The sequence below is a fragment of the Paenibacillus sp. ALE3 genome, from assembly GCF_054113405.1.
In genome coordinates, this window is sequence record NZ_CM134214.1 from 2,922,914 (window position 1) to 2,940,758 (window position 17,845).

16 protein-coding genes and 1 CRISPR repeat array are annotated in these 17,845 nt (G+C 44.9%); of the genes, 1 reads left to right on the forward strand and 15 read right to left on the reverse strand.

The features are described 5' to 3' along the window. Window positions 1-6 precede the first annotated feature (6 nt). The 4 genes from ACXHJ2_RS12585 to hrpB all read right to left on the reverse strand — a co-directional run bounded on the left by ACXHJ2_RS12585 (window position 7) and on the right by hrpB (window position 5,334). Window positions 7-369, reverse strand: a complete 363-nt coding sequence (locus ACXHJ2_RS12585; protein ID WP_063208734.1) for a helix-turn-helix transcriptional regulator — start codon at window positions 367-369, stop codon at window positions 7-9. 307 nt (window positions 370-676) lie between these two features. Then, window positions 677-1,858 (reverse strand): acyltransferase, encoded by a 1,182-nt coding sequence (locus ACXHJ2_RS12590; protein WP_165079969.1) that lies wholly within the window; start codon window positions 1,856-1,858, stop codon window positions 677-679. Window positions 1,859-2,098: 240 nt separating this feature from the next. Then, complete coding sequence (locus ACXHJ2_RS12595) at window positions 2,099-2,683, reverse strand: general stress protein (protein WP_013370825.1); 585 nt, start codon at window positions 2,681-2,683, stop codon at window positions 2,099-2,101. Between the two features lie 122 nt (window positions 2,684-2,805). Next, window positions 2,806-5,334, reverse strand: a complete 2,529-nt coding sequence (gene hrpB / locus ACXHJ2_RS12600) for an ATP-dependent helicase HrpB (protein WP_165079970.1) — start codon at window positions 5,332-5,334, stop codon at window positions 2,806-2,808. A gap of 343 nt (window positions 5,335-5,677) precedes the next feature. On the opposite strand from hrpB, the gene gluQRS reads away from it, so the two are divergent. Continuing rightward, the gene (gene gluQRS / locus ACXHJ2_RS12605) at window positions 5,678-6,673 is read left to right on the forward strand and encodes a tRNA glutamyl-Q(34) synthetase GluQRS (RefSeq protein ID WP_165079971.1); all 996 of its coding nucleotides are present in this window, start codon (window positions 5,678-5,680) and stop codon (window positions 6,671-6,673) included. A 64-nt stretch (window positions 6,674-6,737) separates the two neighbouring features. On the opposite strand, the gene ACXHJ2_RS12610 is transcribed toward gluQRS, so the two are convergent. From ACXHJ2_RS12610 to cas5c, 11 genes are all read right to left on the reverse strand, one after another. After that, window positions 6,738-7,112 (reverse strand): DnaJ family domain-containing protein, encoded by a 375-nt coding sequence (locus ACXHJ2_RS12610; protein ID WP_165079972.1) that lies wholly within the window; start codon window positions 7,110-7,112, stop codon window positions 6,738-6,740. A gap of 115 nt (window positions 7,113-7,227) precedes the next feature. Next, a complete protein-coding gene (locus tag ACXHJ2_RS12615; RefSeq protein WP_165079973.1) occupies window positions 7,228-7,422 on the reverse strand; it encodes an XRE family transcriptional regulator in 195 nt (64 codons plus the stop codon). 100 nt (window positions 7,423-7,522) lie between these two features. Next, window positions 7,523-7,690, reverse strand: a complete 168-nt coding sequence (locus ACXHJ2_RS12620; protein WP_013370820.1) for an aspartyl-phosphate phosphatase Spo0E family protein — start codon at window positions 7,688-7,690, stop codon at window positions 7,523-7,525. Between the two features lie 365 nt (window positions 7,691-8,055). After that, window positions 8,056-9,453, reverse strand: coding sequence for a helix-turn-helix domain-containing protein (locus tag ACXHJ2_RS12625; RefSeq protein WP_165079974.1), 1,398 nt, complete (start codon window positions 9,451-9,453; stop codon window positions 8,056-8,058). 1,369 nt (window positions 9,454-10,822) lie between these two features. Beyond that, window positions 10,823-10,981, reverse strand: coding sequence for a hypothetical protein (locus ACXHJ2_RS12630; protein WP_457874107.1), 159 nt, complete (start codon window positions 10,979-10,981; stop codon window positions 10,823-10,825). Between the two features lie 121 nt (window positions 10,982-11,102). Next, window positions 11,103-12,020: a CRISPR direct-repeat array (repeat unit 33 nt; unit sequence ATTTCAATCCACGCACTCCATACAGAGTGCGAC). Between the two features lie 181 nt (window positions 12,021-12,201). Continuing rightward, window positions 12,202-12,492 carry a CRISPR-associated endonuclease Cas2 gene (gene cas2 / locus ACXHJ2_RS12635; protein WP_063208753.1) on the reverse strand — a complete coding sequence of 97 codons (291 nt, stop codon included), beginning with the start codon at window positions 12,490-12,492 and terminating at the stop codon, window positions 12,202-12,204. Between the two features lie 10 nt (window positions 12,493-12,502). Continuing rightward, window positions 12,503-13,534, reverse strand: a complete 1,032-nt coding sequence (gene cas1c / locus ACXHJ2_RS12640) for a type I-C CRISPR-associated endonuclease Cas1c (protein ID WP_165079976.1) — start codon at window positions 13,532-13,534, stop codon at window positions 12,503-12,505. Further along, window positions 13,531-14,190, reverse strand: coding sequence for a CRISPR-associated protein Cas4 (cas4, locus tag ACXHJ2_RS12645; RefSeq protein ID WP_165079977.1), 660 nt, complete (start codon window positions 14,188-14,190; stop codon window positions 13,531-13,533). Before cas4 ends, cas1c begins: the two co-directional genes overlap by 4 nt. Then, window positions 14,177-15,052 (reverse strand): type I-C CRISPR-associated protein Cas7/Csd2, encoded by an 876-nt coding sequence (cas7c, locus tag ACXHJ2_RS12650; RefSeq protein WP_165079978.1) that lies wholly within the window; start codon window positions 15,050-15,052, stop codon window positions 14,177-14,179. The genes cas4 and cas7c overlap by 14 nt, the downstream gene beginning before the upstream one ends. A 43-nt stretch (window positions 15,053-15,095) precedes the next feature. Next, the gene (gene cas8c, locus ACXHJ2_RS12655; RefSeq protein WP_165079979.1) at window positions 15,096-17,042 is read right to left on the reverse strand and encodes a type I-C CRISPR-associated protein Cas8c/Csd1; all 1,947 of its coding nucleotides are present in this window, start codon (window positions 17,040-17,042) and stop codon (window positions 15,096-15,098) included. Then, window positions 17,039-17,755, reverse strand: a complete 717-nt coding sequence (gene cas5c / locus ACXHJ2_RS12660; RefSeq protein WP_165079980.1) for a type I-C CRISPR-associated protein Cas5c — start codon at window positions 17,753-17,755, stop codon at window positions 17,039-17,041. Before cas5c ends, cas8c begins: the two co-directional genes overlap by 4 nt. Window positions 17,756-17,845: the final 90 nt, after the last annotated feature.

Consider the following 17,845-nt stretch of genomic DNA (forward strand, 5'->3'; position numbering starts at 1 on the left):
TCGTCGTTAGGAATAGTTGTCTTGTTCCGCTTTATGCAGCATACCTAAGCAACGGTCCAGATCGGCTTTGACCTGCTTTTTGTACAGCCGTGCTTTCTCTTCCCCATCGTCTGTGAAATGATAGAGCACAATCTCCTGAAAATCTACACGCGGGTCTGTTCCTTTTAATTTCTTGGTACGGTAAAAAACGCCTTCCTGGACCAGTTCATGCAGTGCCCGGTATACCTCGCTTTGAGGTGGAACATAGCCGAAACTACTGAACTCATCTTTCATCGATTCGAGCATCTGATATCCATATCCGCGATGCCTCTCTACCATTGTGATCAGATAAATTTTGATAAAAGCCCGCTGGGATATCATAAACGCCATTTCACAACCTCCTCTACATCTTATTCAAGTCTCTTATCTTCCATTATAAACCACTCTGCGTCCATAGACTATTTCCTTTCATAAATATGAGAGCTTACGATAATTCTCCATTCCTTGTGACCTGTTTGAAGGTGGCGAGTGCAATAAAATGAAACGTTCTAGAGTAGTATGCATGTCGCTGAGTAAATGATTTTGTAGTTTTCTATTTTGAATTTTTCATATATTGAAATAACATAATTAAACTTAAAAAAGTAACCCGTAGCTCAATCTTCTTCCCGAGCTTCGGGTTACTTTTTATGGTATATGACTAGATTTTGAGATTTTGCTTCTGCAGGGCAGGCGGGCTTCCAGCAGGGCGGAAACGAATCCGAAGCCCCACGATCCATTTGCCCATAGGCAAGTGTGCCAGCAACCATGTTCCAAAAAGAGAAAAGATTATACAGAGAACGAATGAAGCCAGTGTACGAGGAACGTGACTCCAATCTGTAAACAACGTTCCATCAAAATAGTAGGTTACGCGCAGCATAAAGGCGTGCATCAGATATGCTCCATAGGACAACGTTCCCATGACGGTCAGCATCCGCGCCGCACGTCCTCCCTTGTGAGCAATCCACGTTGCTACCCGATAAGCTACAAAAATAGACGTGATGCAATATACAGCCATAACCGGACGCAGCAGAGACAAATAGTTAAAAGAAAGGACCGTACCTCGCGGCGTCTGGAACTGACCGATCATCTCATACAGCAAGTATCCTGTGATCACGATAAAGAGCGGCCAGTATATCAACTGCGCCTTGATAACCCAAGCATTCCAACGCCTGACATTCATCCCAGCTGCCGCTCCTAATATAAAATAAAAGAAAAAATAGATCACATTCCGGTCAGCGTATATGGTAAACCAAGAAGAAATGACGGGAAGCTGGAGCTGATCCATCGCTTGATATACGGGTCCCACCGCCAACATAAGCAAAATATAGAGGACGCCGAATCCAGCCAATGCAGCGGGTCGCCATGTTGACGGCAGTAGCGCAGACAAACGACGTACAGCATAACGAAACACGGGAAATAACACATAACATTGGATAATCATAATGATGTACCACAGATGATAGCTGCTTTTCCCGTTCAACAGCTTCTGGAAAAAATCTAACGGGTGAATAAATCCTCCACCTTGGGCAAGCTGATTCCCCAACTCGTATAAAAGAGACCATATGATATAAGGAACGATGATGTCCATGAATCGTTTACGTAAAAACGTGCCATATTTTAAGGCCCCATCATAATTGTAAAATAGCACCATTCCAGTAATGAACACAAACACAGGTACCGCAAATTTGGAACACAGCAGTAATAGGGTCATTACAACTCCGTCCTGGATGCGCGCCCCCGGCGCAACCGCATAGTGTGCGACGGAATGCTGAAGAACAACGGCTGCAAAAGCCAACCCTCTCAGCAAAGCGACTTCGGAAATTCTCTCTTTTTGACTCATGTCACTCTCCTGTTACATCTAGCAATTTATAAATCTATTATAACGACAATCCTGTAAAAATATATAGAGGGATAATGGTGCCAATGCCAAGCAAAGCATCATCTATCTTAGGTATATTCAATCAGTAGCTAGCACATAAAAGCAGCAGTCTCCTCACGGGGAGACTGCTGCTTTAGAAAACCTATAAAAGAGGACAGAGCCAAATTATTGTAAATTACGTTTCCACCAGCCATGTGATGGTTACAGGTTCCTTCTAGTATCTGTGTACGCATCTGTCCGCGTATCCGCCACCGTATCATCATATGTTCTGTAACGATCCGCATTCAGAGAACGGTTGGTGCGGAAAATATCGTATACATCCCGGTGGTGATCAGCGGAATCTACCAGGACCAAAATCTTGCCCTGATCGACGTATGTCTCGTATTGACGAGCATCATCTTCTGGAATGCCCAGTCCAACCAGTCCACCGACCAAGCCACCTGCTCCCGCTCCGACAGCTGCTCCCGTAAGGGTAGCCGCGATAGGTCCAGCAGCAAGAATAGGTCCAATACCCGGAATCGCCAGAGCCCCGATGCCTGCCAGCAAGCCAGCGACGCCGCCTACAACACCGCCGGTAGCCGCTCCTGTAGCCACGCCCTCTGGTGCTTTGGTGCCTGTCTCCTCACTAATCGTCCTGAGGTCGTCACGGTCACGTGTAATCACAGAAATTTCACTGCTTGGGATTCCTTTGCTCTGCAATTGTCCAATCGCACGAGATGCTTCTTGCTCGGTATCAAAAACACCAACAATTTTCTTTTCATTATAATCGTTTAAGTTATTAGCCATGATAGTTACCTCCCAATATGTTGTTGTTGTTGAGTGGTTCGTTTTTTTATTACCCCACTATCCTGACGTTTAAACGATTTTACAAAATTCGCAATGATGTCTACTTCAAGGTCGGCTTCCGATCATCGCTTAGGTTTTGCTCTGTTAGTCGCCACAGCTTCTAGTGGATCATCCGGCCAATAATGCTTGGGATATCTGCCTTTTAGGTCCTTTTTAACTTCAAAATAAGTCTCGCTCCAGAAGCTGGACAGGTCAGATGTCACTTGCACAGGTCGCTGGGCTGGTGACAGAAGGTGCAGCACAATCGGCACACGTCCACGTCCAATACGGGGCGTATCCTTCATGCCGAACAGTTCTTGTAGTCTCACTGCCAGCGAAGGTGCCTCAGGTTGCGAATAATCGACAGGAATACGAGAACCACTGGGTACACGTATATGCGTCGGTGCTTCCTGTTCAAGCTGCTGCCGCTGTTCCCAATTCAACCTGCCAAGCAGCAATTCGCTACTGTCCAGTCGTTGCAGATCAGCTAAATTTTTGGCTCCAAGTGCATAAGGCAACAGCCACGATTCCAGTGAATCCAGTAGCGCAGATTCTGAGCTGTCTGGCCATTCCTCGGGTGCTGAGAAATGCATAAAAATCAAACGTGCCTGCAACTGAAGAGTTTGCCGATTCCAGGACAGCAGCTTGAGACCACGTTCCCGGACCCCCTGCATTAAGGCAGCCGCGATTTCCTCTGCCGGAGGTCGCTCGTAAGACGTCTCCTTTAAGATGAGCGAGCCCAGCCGTATTACCTTGCGGGCTCTCACGGCTGAAGCCGAGCTATCCCAATATACGTTGGCTTGTTCCAGCAGTAAATCGCTGCAATGCTGGATCAGCTCTTGCAGTTCAATCGGTGCCGCCAACTGAATGGCACCATCTGCTCCCTCGTCGTCTACTTCGGCGGCAACGAGATAGGGCGAACGCGACATCCACTCCACTTGTCGGAGTCGCGCCCCCCGGCCGCCGCTGAGTAAAAAGCGGCCATCCCCTCTGCCCTGCGCGATCCGATCCGGATACGCGAAGGCCAGCAGCAGCCCGCAGGCCGCGGAGCCGTCAGGCTCGTCCTGCGCTGCGGCTGCGTCCGGCAGCGTGACTAGCAGCTGCCGACTCTCCTGCACGATACGTCGAATCACCGTATCGTCTGCCGCCCCCAGCAAGCTATGCGTCCTGCGGGCGTGAGCCGCCTCGCGCAGAGCATCCAGCCGCGGGCGCAAATTCGTTCCGCCATGAGCACGGAACGGGTCCCGCTCTTGCAGTAGCGCCGCCAGACGGCTGGCAGTCGGAGCCAAGCCAAGGGCTGCTGCGCGCAGCAGCATGTGCCCGAGGCGCGGGTGGGTGCCCAAGGCGGATACCTCGCGCCCATGCGCGGTAATGCCGCCTGCTGTACCATCGGCCGCGGCCTCCAGGCAGCCAAGCTGACGCAGCAGACCTGTGGCCTGACGGTATGCCGCCTCAGGCGGGGCATCCAGCCAGGCCAGTTCGGCGGGTTCGTGCACGCCCCAGGTCGCCAGCTCCAGTGCGAGTGAGGCCAGATCGGCCGCCGCGATTTCCGGGCGGCTGGCATCTGGGAGCGCGGCATGCTCCTGCGCGCTCCACAGCCGGTAGCACACGCCCGGCTGAAGACGGCCCGCCCGTCCGCGCCGCTGGTCGGCGGAGGCCTTGGACACCTTGACGGTGGTCAAACGGCTCATGCCAGTTCGCGCGGAAAATACCGATTCCCGTGACAGCCCGCTATCAATTACCACCGTGATCCCGGCGATGGTCAAGCTGGATTCGGCAATTGAGGTGGCCAATACCACCTTTCGGCTGCCCGGAACCGACGGGCGTAGTGCCTCGTCCTGCTGCTCCAGCTTCATGCTGCCATACAGTGGAATGATTTTGACGTAGGCCGGTAAATTTCTGGACGTCAGCTCTCGTTCCGTTCTATGAATTTCTCTAGCCCCTGGTAAAAACACCAACAGATCGCCTTCATGAGCATGAAGCGCCTTTTCTACGATCTCCGCTGCAAAGGATTCTAATGAGGTTGACGAAGGCTTGGGCATATACAAGGTTTCTACCGGAAACACGGTGCCTGGACATTCCAGTAAGGGTGCATCTCCTAACAATCTGCATACAGGCTCTGCCTCCAGGGTGGCAGACATGATTAATATTTTCAAATCCGGTCGCAGCAGCGCCTGGCTTTGCAGGGCAAGTGCCAAGCCCAAATCTGCATGCAGGCTGCGCTCGTGATACTCATCAAAAATAATCAGACCGACTCCCTCCAAAGCCTGATCATGTTGCAGCATCCGGGTCAGCACACCCTCCGTAACCACTTCAATCCGCGTGCTTGGCCCTATCTTGGTATCCATACGAACGCGGTAACCCACGGTCTTCCCGGTGGACTCACCCAGTGCTTTCGCCATTTGTGCTGCTGCCGCACGCGCTGCCAAACGTCGCGGCTCCAGCATAATTATCTTTTGCCCTGCCAGCCACGGCTCATGCAACAGTTCTAATGGTGTTACTGTTGTTTTCCCCGCTCCCGGCTGTGCAATCAGTACCGCCGCTGAATGGGATAGTAACGCATGTTTAAGCTCGGGGATGACTTGCATAATAGGCAACTGTTTATCTGTCAATGAAATCTCTCCAATGATACGCTTGTGGCGTAGAATCTAAGTTTGAATTTCTTTATTATTCTGAATTTTTCACTACCTGTAATTATTGAAAAACGAGTAAAAAATGTTAAGCTGGTCCCCAGTACAGGGATTTCACCTCGACCTGTTGTGCCTAAGTTTTCTAAATCTATTATACAGATATTTAAATTTCCGTCTGGTCATCGCAAGTATGCATACTTTCTGGTGCTAGCTCCTATACCTGTCGAGATGCACTCGCGCCAAGATCGTTTTATAATATGGTTAATAAGGATTGCTGAAGGACGGAATATAGAAACACGGGATACAGAATCGAGGTAACTTTCGTATGGAATTACAAACTCAACCCATTAGAGGACGTTTTGCCCCAACACCATCGGGATGGATACACTTAGGAAATGCTCGCACCGCCTTATTATCCTGGCTGCATGTTCGTTCCCTGGGCGGAACCTATATTTTACGTATGGAAGATATTGATATGACGCGAGCTCGCAGCACATTGGCGCAAGGAATTATGGAGGATTTGCGCTGGATCGGGCTGGATTGGGACGAAGGACCCGATATTGGCGGTCCCTACGGTCCTTACACTCAAAGCCAGCGGCTTGAAAGCTTCCAATCTGCATTGGAGAAACTTCAGGGGCAAGATTTACTGTATCCTTGTTTTTGCAGTCGGGCAGACATTATGGCTGCCGCCCATGCTCCGCACGGACTGTCTGGTGAAGGACCCGCATATTCAGGGGCATGTCGTAATCTTAGCTCTCATGAAGCCCTGGCTAAAGCACAGCATAAACTCCCTTCACTTCGTTTTAAAGTACCGCAACATCCAGATGCTATTATTTCTTTTCATGATCAGGTAGCTGGTCACGTATCCTTCGCTGCAGCGGAGGGGGGCGATTTTATCATCAAACGGGCAGACGGCATGTTTTCCTATCAGCTTGCCGTCGTCGTCGATGATGCGGATATGCATATGACCGATGTGCTGCGCGGCTATGATCTTCTTGATTCGACTCCCCGCCAGCTATTGTTATACCAAGCTCTCGGCTTGCAGCCGCCGCGTTTTGCACATGTTCCCCTTGTCCTGGGTCCGGATGGACGAAGACTGGCCAAGCGACATGGTGGCGTAGCACTCCGAGCCATGCGCCGGCAAGGAGTTACACCGGAAGCCGTCATTGGCTGGCTCGCCTACTTTTCCGGGCTGCTGGATACTCCCGAGCCTGTGAAGGCTGTGGATTTAATCGATGGCTTTCATTTGGACAAACTGCCCAAAGAACCCGTCATCCTAACGAAGCAATGCCTCATGAAATTATCTGCACTGCAACGGTAATGGGACAAAGCACGGAAAGCAAAATGTACGGGCAAGGGCATTCAGCCCTTGGCTCCTTTCGCTTCTATTCCTCCAGTCGCTGACGCACAGCAGACTCATATTCATAAAATACAGACGACGTATTCAGCCCTCTTTCCTCCAGCAGCATCCGAAGACGAAGCGATTTTTCAGTCAGCCTGCGACTGATCCGCTTTTGCTCTCCTGCCTCATGGCAAGCGTGAAGCAAGTCACGTAGCTGGACACATTCCTTTTGCAGCTGTAGCTCTTCTGGTAAAATGCCAGCATTTTTCAACAGCTTATATGACATCCGAAGCTCCTCTGGAACATGTGACAAATCCTCAATCACCAGTGGCTTGCCCGCTCCCGGCAAATGATCAAATTCACCTTTAGCCATCGCCTCGGCAATCTTCTGCTCTGCCATTCTAGAGAACATTTTCATCCACTCCTTGTATTAAGCATCCTATGTACAATCTATATTAAATAAACCTGGAGTCCTTTGCCACTGTAGCTTACATATTATGAGGTTGTCCTATATTTCTGTAGGAGAGTGATGGTTATTCTTCGTTTCCAAGCAACTGACATACTTGTTTTCTATATTTTTTGGCCTTGCGTGTTCCATGAATGAGATTGGATAAGCGGCTAGCAGGAATATGATAGGTCTCACAAAAAGTTCTCTGATCCATTTGCTTCTCGACTAGCTTTTCTTTGATTTTCCAGCCCAAAGGGGTTACAGGATTTCGTTTGTTCAACAGCGCTACCACCTCTTCATAGTATAGAATTTAGGATCTTTATTGAAGTTTGGAGATTGGAGTTCGTCTTCCTTTAAAATGCATCATGCACACACATTAGCTAAGATTTCATTTTGCAGGTTTGGTATTGATTCAATAGTTCATCCAGTTTCATAGATTGTTCAATTACTCTAGGATGCGTTAAAAACCCATACTTTTTCTGCACTTGGTACAGTCTTTTTCTGGCCCGTTCGACACGAAGTAAAGTCACACCTGGATTCATCAGCATGATTCCCCCTTCTGTGTCATATTCTAATGCAAAACGTAAATTTTTGGTTTTTTTTAAAATACGCTTAACAAAAAAAGTGCTTCTGGAATATTCCAGAGGCACTTTTTTTCGGCATATGTTTATATATAAAATACAACAGACTCCTACAAACTGAGCTTAAAACCCAACCCAACTATTATTTCACTATGCAGTCGGATGTTACTTCCATTGCTACCCCCTCCGTATTTCCTGAATAAAGTCAGGCGTGGGTTAAAATCTGTGGCAAAAGTGACCGCTTTACTTGCACAGCAATAGTCTTCTCTACATTTTCCATATACATTTATTTTTTCAGCTTGGAGTCAACACTGAGAAATGATTGATTACTACTAATAATAAAATAATCTTTCTTTCCGCCCTTCTCTAACTAAATTCTCATACTTCGTACACACTCTGAAGTCTGCAAATTTTTTGAACTGCTCAAATAATTTTATGCAGCTAATGAAAAAAGCTTCTTTGTTAATGACTAATGATTTAGATAACACGTCTAGTAAGTATTTAAATCCATATGAGTAATTACCTTTATTTAAGTAGTATTTAGCCAGCTCATATTTAAAACGTGTTGATTGGTCTGGAACCACTTGATGAGTGTACATATCCACAGATGGTTGTGGTTGGGTAATCGAATCAATCTCCTTTTCAAACTGTTTAAGTATGTCATCTACATCAACTTGATATCGGTTTGCTGCCATCATAACATTCAACAGCTTTGTAACCATTTCTTTTTCAGAAGCATCTGGCGATGCAGCAATATATTCAACATAATTGTTTAGTACACTTATATCTCCAGATAATAGTTTATAGGTGTAAATATTACCTTCTGCCCAATCTTGAAACTGTTTAATCCAATGCAGAGTATCCTCGTCCGTCTCTTTGACCCAATCTAAATTAGCGTAGGCATATGTATATTCTAATGCCTGCTCATAATCTCCTTTGGCTTCATATACACTGGCACACAATAAATCGGCATAGGTAATATACACAAACAGGGGGCGACTCAGCTTCTTTTCAAGTTGCGCATGGTTTCGCTTCTTCTGCTGATGCTCCAATGTGTATTGGATTTCAGCTTTATCTTTCATTTTGCGAGCAATCACATCAAGCCTGTCCCATAAACGCAAAGAACGATACACATTCGCCAAATCCTTTAAGGCATCAAGCTGATCTATTTCATCCAGTCGTTCCACGAAAGGTTCAAATAATGTCGCTGCCTTGAGATTAAGACCTTGATCGTCTCCAACTTGAATCGTAAATATGCGATATTGACATATGGCCAAGCGTTCAGAATGCTGATATTTCTCCACTTCTGCGACATTCTCATAAAGCAGCAGCGCAGCAGCATGTCTTCCCTGTTCAAATAATGCTTCTGCAACATCAAATAGTCTGGACGCATACAGCGGATTGTCCATAATATGACCAACCATTCGACGGATTGTATCCAGCTTGTCCAACTCCGCACAACGATACAATAATGGCTCGATTCGCCTAAAATTCGGAGAAAGTTCAATGATATAATTTTCTATGTATAGATCGTAAAAATAGCCTTCTGGCAAATCCATAGCCACAGTAATTCGGTCTAGCTGCTGGACAGAAACAGGACGATGCTGAGTAATCCAATTACTAAGCGTTCTTTGATGAACCCCTGAATATTCGGCAAATTGACTCAACGTCATATCATTTTGTTTTAGATAATCCTCAAACTCCGCTGAAATCGTAGGTGTATGCTTCAAATCATAACCACCCTTCACATTAAAATTCCATTTTTTAAAAAATCACCCTCTATTCTTCTCCAAAATTAACCATCTGTCAATATATTATGCAACTAATATTTATAACGAAAATTCAGCATAACTTACACATATTGAGACATATTGGACGGCGTAAAATAACCCTATACCTATTGCGTAGCTCAATAAAATCGTTACATAGCGTTCTAGAAACTTACTCATGAAAATTCTCATAAGCAACTCCCCAGTTAATTTTATGCTTCAACATAGTAATGTTAGTTAATTATTGCATAAAAGTAAGGGGGAAATTGTCGAATAAGGAATCCGTTAAAAAGAAATTTGCACTATTTACTGCTGGGCGGGGCACGAAACGAGACTTCTTTTTCATATCATCCATGCACTCACATGGAGCGTAACCAGCTTATCCGATAGGAGCACCAACAATGGAAGATATTTTAATTCACGCACTCATATAGAGTGCGACTCAACAAGCCTGTCGCAGAGACTAAGGAGGACGATATTTCAATCCACGCACTCATATAGAGTGCGACGGCGGTAAAGGTGAGTGAACAACAGAACCTGTATATTTCAATCCACGCACTCATATAGAGTGCGACACCCTTTGGTATACATACGATGCCTGGAACTATGATATTTCAATCCACGCACTCATATAGAGTGCGACTGTTCACCTCCGGTGAAACAAATCCCTCACGCCGATTTCAATCCACGCACTCATATAGAGTGCGACTTACAACGGCCTGCATCGACGCCGGAAGGTATCCAAAATTTCAATCCACGCACTCATATAGAGTGCGACCGTAAATATGATTAATGGCGCGGATATGTAGGCATTTCAATCCACGCACTCATATAGAGTGCGACTTATGGCGGCTATTGTTAACGCCGTGAAAGGCAGATTTCAATCCACGCACTCATATAGAGTGCGACGAAATACCCGCTTCAAGCTGGCGTACTTGGTCCTATTTCAATCCACGCACTCATATAGAGCGCGACATGGGGTGGGACGATCCTGTATTTTACATTGAGATTTCAATCCACGCACTCATATAGAGTGCGACGTCAAATTCGGCTATTTACGATCAATTGATTTCAATTTCAATCCACGCACTCATATAGAGTGCGACGCCGCCGTGAAACGTGGCTCTTTTATTTATCTAATATTTCAATCCACGCACTCATATAGAGTGCGACAGCGAAAATGCAGTAATTGATGCTCTAATGATATAAATTCCACACATTATTGCAAAAACTGATGCCAAAAAGACTTATATCAACTATTGTCTTTTTCTCATAGACAGCTTTCTTAATGCTTTTCGACAAATTCCGAGGTGCGAAGGCCCTGGGGTTTTTATGTGAGCTTCACATTCGCACCTTTCAAAATCAATGGGCTTTCCATATCGTAAGCTTCCTTAGACCTATATGCTCTACTTTCTTTTTGTAATGTACCGCCGCCATCCCCTCCAAACCGCGCAAAATGTCCAGCCCCTACTTCTCGGACTTGCATCATAATTTCGAATAAAGAAGGACTCTCCACTCGTACAACCAAGTGGCAGCTGCTCCGTCATGATCCATGCACTCACATGGAGTGCGACGATGTTTCAGAACAGCTTGCAAGAATTCGAGAACTGATTTCAATCCACGCACTCCATACAGAGTGCGACTACCTTATTCAAAGCTGGAAAGCTGGCTGGATGATATTTCAATCCACGCACTCCATACAGAGTGCGACACCGGGAGAATGTTCCTTGGTTGGTGGCGCAGACCGATTTCAATCCACGCACTCCATACAGAGTGCGACTAGCCTCTTCGATTTCAGCCGTATTGGTAGGGTATATTTCAATCCACGCACTCCATACAGAGTGCGACGTTTCCCATCTGTATAACGGAGACTTTTTCGATCTATTTCAATCCACGCACTCCATACAGAGTGCGACTCCACCATCTCCACCCAAAGTAAACTCGTTACGATTTCAATCCACGCACTCCATACAGAGTGCGACGTTCAGGTCTATATGCCTGTAGTTCGAGAGGCTATGATTTCAATCCACGCACTCCATACAGAGTGCGACATGGAATCCGGCTTGATACGGACGCGATATTCAATGATTTCAATCCACGCACTCCATACAGAGTGCGACAAGAACGATGCACCGGTTCCGCTGTATCGGGGAACATTTCAATCCACGCACTCCATACAGAGTGCGACGCAAAATATTAGCGAATGATCCAGGAGCCAAAACAATTTCAATCCACGCACTCCATACAGAGTGCGACCTTGGCACAGGCTATTCGGAGACAGACGATTAATGAATTTCAATCCACGCACTCCATACAGAGTGCGACACTACACCCTCCAACGGAACGTACTTGCTATTAAAAATTTCAATCCACGCACTCCATACAGAGTGCGACGTAAATCTCTCATATGTAGTAATGGATGTAGTCATATTTCAATCCACGCACTCCATACAGAGTGCGACGATATCGTAAAAACTCTTCAAGATATAGTAGATATTTCAATCCACGCACTCCATACAGAGTGCGACAGCGAAAATGCAGTAATTGATACCCTAATGATATCAATCCCACACATTATCGCAAAAACTGATGCCAAAAAGGCTTGTATCAACCATTGACTTTTTCTCATAGACAGCATTTTCAATGCTTTTCGACAAATTCCGAGGTGCGAAGGACCCGGGGGTTTTATGTGAGCTTCACATTCGCACCTTATAAAATCAAAGGACTTTCCATATCGTAAGCTTCCTTAGCCCCTATATGTTCTACTTTCTTTTTATAGTTATCTCCTAAGTTGTAGAAGCGCAAGCTGTCTTCCGTTTTGTCTATCAATTCTTCGAGTTCATATTTTAAGCGGCGGAACTGGGTTGAGTCTAAGATACATTCAAACACAGAATTTTGCACCCTTTGTCCGTGATCTACACACTTTTTCGCAACTTTTGCCAGTCTTTTTCTGCCTTCTCTATCTACCGTGCTTACATCATACGTAATCAAAATGAGCAAGTGTTCACACCTACTTCCACAAAAATGGAGGATACTCGTCCAGATCTCCCCGAATATATCTAGCCAAGAGCAAAGCCTGCGAGTAGGGAACCAGTCCCCAGGATATTTTCTCATTCAAATAAGGATGAATTATTTTTTCTTGCTTCCGTTCTTGCCATGCCTTCAATACAATTTTCCTCGTATCATCGTCCATCATGACAGCCCCGTTTTCTTTTTTGTAAAATCCTTTGCCATGAATCAATTTTTTGTTAATCAGTGTAAGAACAAAACGGTCGGCATATACTCCTCGAAGTTCTTCCATCACATCCAGTGCCAATGAGGCTCGCCCTGGGCGATCTCTATGCAGAAAACCTACATAGGCATCCAGACCCACAGCTTCCAGTGCCGATTTCATATCGTTGGACAACAGTGTATAGGCAAAAGATAATAAGGCATTCACATTATCTAACGGCGGGCGCTTATGACGTCCATGGAAGTAAAAATCATCCTTTTGCTGTAAGATCAGATCATCCCACACGGAATTGTACTGTACCGCCGCCGTTCCTTCCAATCCACGTAAAATGTCCAACTCCTCCACTTCGCGGACTTGCTTCATGGTTTCGGTTAAAGACGCAGTCACCTTCTTCATGCGTTCCGTATCAATACGAAGTGGATAGTCTCTCGTTGCCCGTTCCAAAATCCATTTATGGTTATATATTTTGCCTATAATCATATTTCTAGCGACAAGAGCGCTTCTTCTATCATCATCGGAAATGCGGTACTGTTCTTTTCTCAGCACCACATTTCCCCTGCTTTCCCCGGTAACTCGTGCCAGGAAACGTCCGCTTCGCGTCATAAAGGTTAGATCTATGTTGCGTGTGGCACAAGCTCCCATGAGACCTGGACTGACCCCTGCGTAGCCAAAAGTGCAGACTGCCTCCAAATTGTGCAAGGGATACCGTGCGAGAATGGACTCTTCTTGCTTGACCACGATATTCTCCCCATCCAGTGACAAGTACGTATCCGGCATGGTCACAAACAACGTGTTTAGTATTTTTTTCATTCAGCCAGCCTGCTTTCAATAAAGCTCGAAACTGATTTTTTACTCAATATTTCGGGAACACATATGTTATGTAGTGAGCAGCTCAGGCAGTGTGGTCCCGCTTTGGCTTTGGGTGTATGATTTCGCTCAAAATAATGCCGCATCTCCTGCAAGCTTGCGTGCACACGCTCTCGGTCAGCGGCCGTGATGATGACCTCTACACGGTGTTTGATTTCATCGTAATAAAAGTAGCCTTTGGAAATCTCACACACGAGCATTTCTTCAAGACACATTACTTGTGCGACCAATTGTGCATGATCCGAGTCATTTCGTTTCGGTTTGCCGCGCTTGTATTCCACAGGAAAAGGAAGGTATGTTCCTTCCTCCCCTGCAAGTGGAACGCCATGAGGATCACTTATAAACTCTACTACGTCACAGATACCTGTAATCCCAAGCTCTCTGGAATGTATAGGTAATGCGCGTACGATGAGCTTATCCCCTCTTTTTTCACGAATCATGGGCTGATCGGCTTTCCTGTGCAAATGATTCCCTTCAATCGTCCGCACGTTTTCTTCCCATTGCTGCTCAATGTGAATAAGCGCCCACTGTCTTCTGCAAAAGTTAAAATGCTGTAAACCGGATAGCAGCAAATAATCTTCTTCGTTATAGCCCTGCATACTCTTGAACCTTTAAACCTTCGAGCGGTGTGAGGATGCATTCATAATGGGTGTCAAAAGATTTGTCGGATTCGTCTACGTTTTCTTTTGATCTCACCTGCAAAGAACGGTGCACTTTAGCGGATGAGTATTGTCCAAGTTTTGAACTATGCTCCCACCAATATACTTTATGAACTTCCATACTCCCGTCGGGACGAGCGGATGAGACATCATTTTCAAATAAAGAAATCAGCGCGTCCTTGATCTTACCAGCATCTTCATTGGTAAACCCTGTTTTTTCAGCTAGCTGTGTATTAATGCTTCCCTTGAAAAGGTATACTCCGAAATCCACTCGATGCTTCATCCCCATCGTGTCGGACCCTCTTTCTTTCCCCGGTTCGGAGTTCACACTTTTTGTGATTTGTATACTTGTAATATCAATAGGATCAATACTGGTTGCTGTATGTATGGATACAGGACCTCTTACCCCTACAGAAACTCCGGCTCCTTTACCCGCAGCTTTGAATGCGAATACCTGACCAAAGCTACGGACATCAATCCATTCACGGCAGGCGATTCTAGCAAATTCATCACTTGAGGATTCCTTACCCTTAAAGAATTTTTCCAATTCTGGATTGGCATCTGCACGTTCTCTCAGACTATTAAAATCATCCGATTTCCGATCGTTAGATTGGACAAAAATAGACTCTCCCATATCTTGCAGACGGTTTCTTATTTTGCGTTTTAGAGCAACATCTGAGATTTCGCCATATCCATCGTAATTTTGCCGTGGACGATTTCCATTTAGGGGATCGCCATTGGGATTTGCTCTAATAACCGACAATACAACTGCAAAATCAATTTTATGATCCAACACGGACATATGATTACTCTCCTTTAATGTACCTACATATTTTTAAAGTCACTTAGGATTCCTGGTGTTCAATCATGTCTAAGGTGTTGTTCTCTTTGTTGTCGTTATTATGCTCAAGAGCTTTTTTATGAGTGTTATGATAGATTTCATAGCGTTGGCTATAGAATCCAAGTAAATACTTGCCGGATAATGGTTTGTTATCAAATTGATCAAATGTAATTTTCGAGGCAACTTCATCTATCATGTTAGAATAATAGTTTAAGCGTTTCCCAAGTCTGGCCTGATGTGGCTGCAAGGCATTCTGAATGGTCCTCCAGGTTCTTTCTGGATGTTGTGAAAATGCGTTCATATATCGGGTTGCATTCGTAGATCGCTTCTCGTCCTTTTCTAATGCGCTTCGTTCCATCACATCAGCGATCGCCAATAGTCTGCCAAATAAATAACTGCGATCCATATTTTCTGTATCTAATGCCACATTGTATCCCTCCCGTTGATTAACTAAAGCACAGGTCACGCTTAGTGTTTTCTCCCATTCCCACTTGTCCATGGGTACTGGATTAGAGGCACGGTTAATCGCACTCCTCACAATATCCTGAGGGATGTTTTGACCATCTACTATACAGGGGAGCATTCGTTCCATCAAACCTTTAACGAGCTTATCATTAGCTTTAGAACCGTATGCTGCAAAGGCAATGTCTTTGGTTGCTGGAGCACCCCAAAATTGTAAATATTCACCCTGCTCATCCTTCTGATAGCGATGAAGCCATACACAGGTGGAATGCCAATGAATAAGCTTTTCAAAATACAATTTTTTATCCAAGTTCCGATAATAGATTACAGCCATTCGGCCCGTTGTTGCTGAGTCAAGTACAAGAATATTAACTTTTGCCTTGGAACTAGATTTGACAGTAAGTGTATTGGCATACCCCGTTAATGCTTTGGCAAATTCAAAAGCAAACTCTTCGTTCGTATGACTTTTTATTTCTTTAATCTTGGATGGCAAACCCATTGCAAAGATATTATCATTTTCAGTAAAATTCAGAATGCTCGGTTCATCATTTCCCCACACTAGAAAAACACGTTGCTCTATGACCTTACCTTGACGGTTAATGAGCCATTTTAAGGCATTATGAGCCTTTTGCGATACTTCATAACTAATACTTGCAGCTTCATGACTATGGGCAAATCGTCCTCTAAATGTGAATCCACTCGTATCATTGGCAGAAATCAACTTCGCCTTATCCCCAGAATTTCTGATTTTATTGGCATGCTTGTCCGTGCTAGGGAGCTGCTTTCCAGTCACATAGCAAATGTCTTCTTCTCCCAGCAACTGACTATAGTAACCCACAAATGAATCATACATCTCTTTATCTTCCCAAACTTTATCTAAAGCTTTATCTGGAGAGTACACATTAAAACGAATGAAAACGCTCTCCTGTTCACCTGGGACCGCTGTAAATATAGGTGGTTTTTCTCCATGTAAAGGTTCGTACTTCTTGTCCCATGTCCTTATTAATTTCTGATCCTCATCAAGATATAAAATAGACTTGTCTACCAAGTCTTTAATCAGGCGGCGCTTGCTTAAGTATCGATATATGCTTTTCACCTTAGAAGTGGCATAATCTGAGGTAACCCAGCCTTCTAACTGCTGAATATAAACAGCAAATGGCTCTTCTTTTTTTATTTTTCCACCATATGCTACAAAATCTCCGGCAACATAACTTAATTTATCATGGAGCGGATAGGGGGATATGACAGAACCAGCCCGACTGGCGGATTTTTCTGTAGAGGGAATCAATGTACTAAACTCAGCTTTATCCAATATCCTAGCTGAATGAAAATCACCTTGTTCTGTAACTTCAACTTCGATCTGCGCATTTTGGGTCGTGTGGGAAATAGGCAATAATGTATATTCACGATCATTATATTTCTTTTCAATCACACCCACACGATCAAGATTAAATTCATACGTTTCATATAAATTTAACAACCAGCTCATTTAATTTCCCCCTCCCATTGCGCAAGCAACTCATCCGCGGACTGAACGTTATTTGTATCGAACTGTTTGGATTGCATATTTGCTATTGTACGAATTTGTGTACACTCCTCCGGTCGAATAAAATCAATGACTCCGTCCTTCATTACTGGATTCCACAAGCGGACTTCCATTTGATCCCTGCCTGTCTCATCTGGATAGTTAATTCCATGTACCATATTACCCAAATGAATGTCACCATAGTTATCGTAGAAACCAGCTTCTATACCAAATTCACAAGGCTCTACATATGCCTGACATTCTCGTGTACCCAGAAAAATATCTCTGCGCCCTCCAGCAAGTAATGAGCGCTTGAGAATATTATGATGCTTGTTCTCATTACGGTCATATTCCATCTCAGGACGATGCGGATTAAATTCAAAATGAGCCTGAACTTCGTAATAGGGATCTTTCAGGTAAGTATAATTAGCAAGCGTATTACCGCCGCCATACTCGATGGGACGGACACCTTTGGATTCCATCCGGATGGCATGTAGAACGCGAACTTTGTCTACTACCATCATTATTGTGGGTTTCCAGTAGATACTTTCGACAATTCCTTTTAATGCCTGATACGTTGGAACACTATAAGTTAATTTCTCACCACCAAGTTTGGTTAGTGGATCTGTGAACAGTGCATAATCACCATAAACTTTAAACTCGATCGCATTTCTCAACTAGCATATACCTCCTTTCTATTCCTATATTTTCTAAACATAGTTCCAGAATATTACTTTTGACAGGGGCAGTCAATGGAGGATATAAGT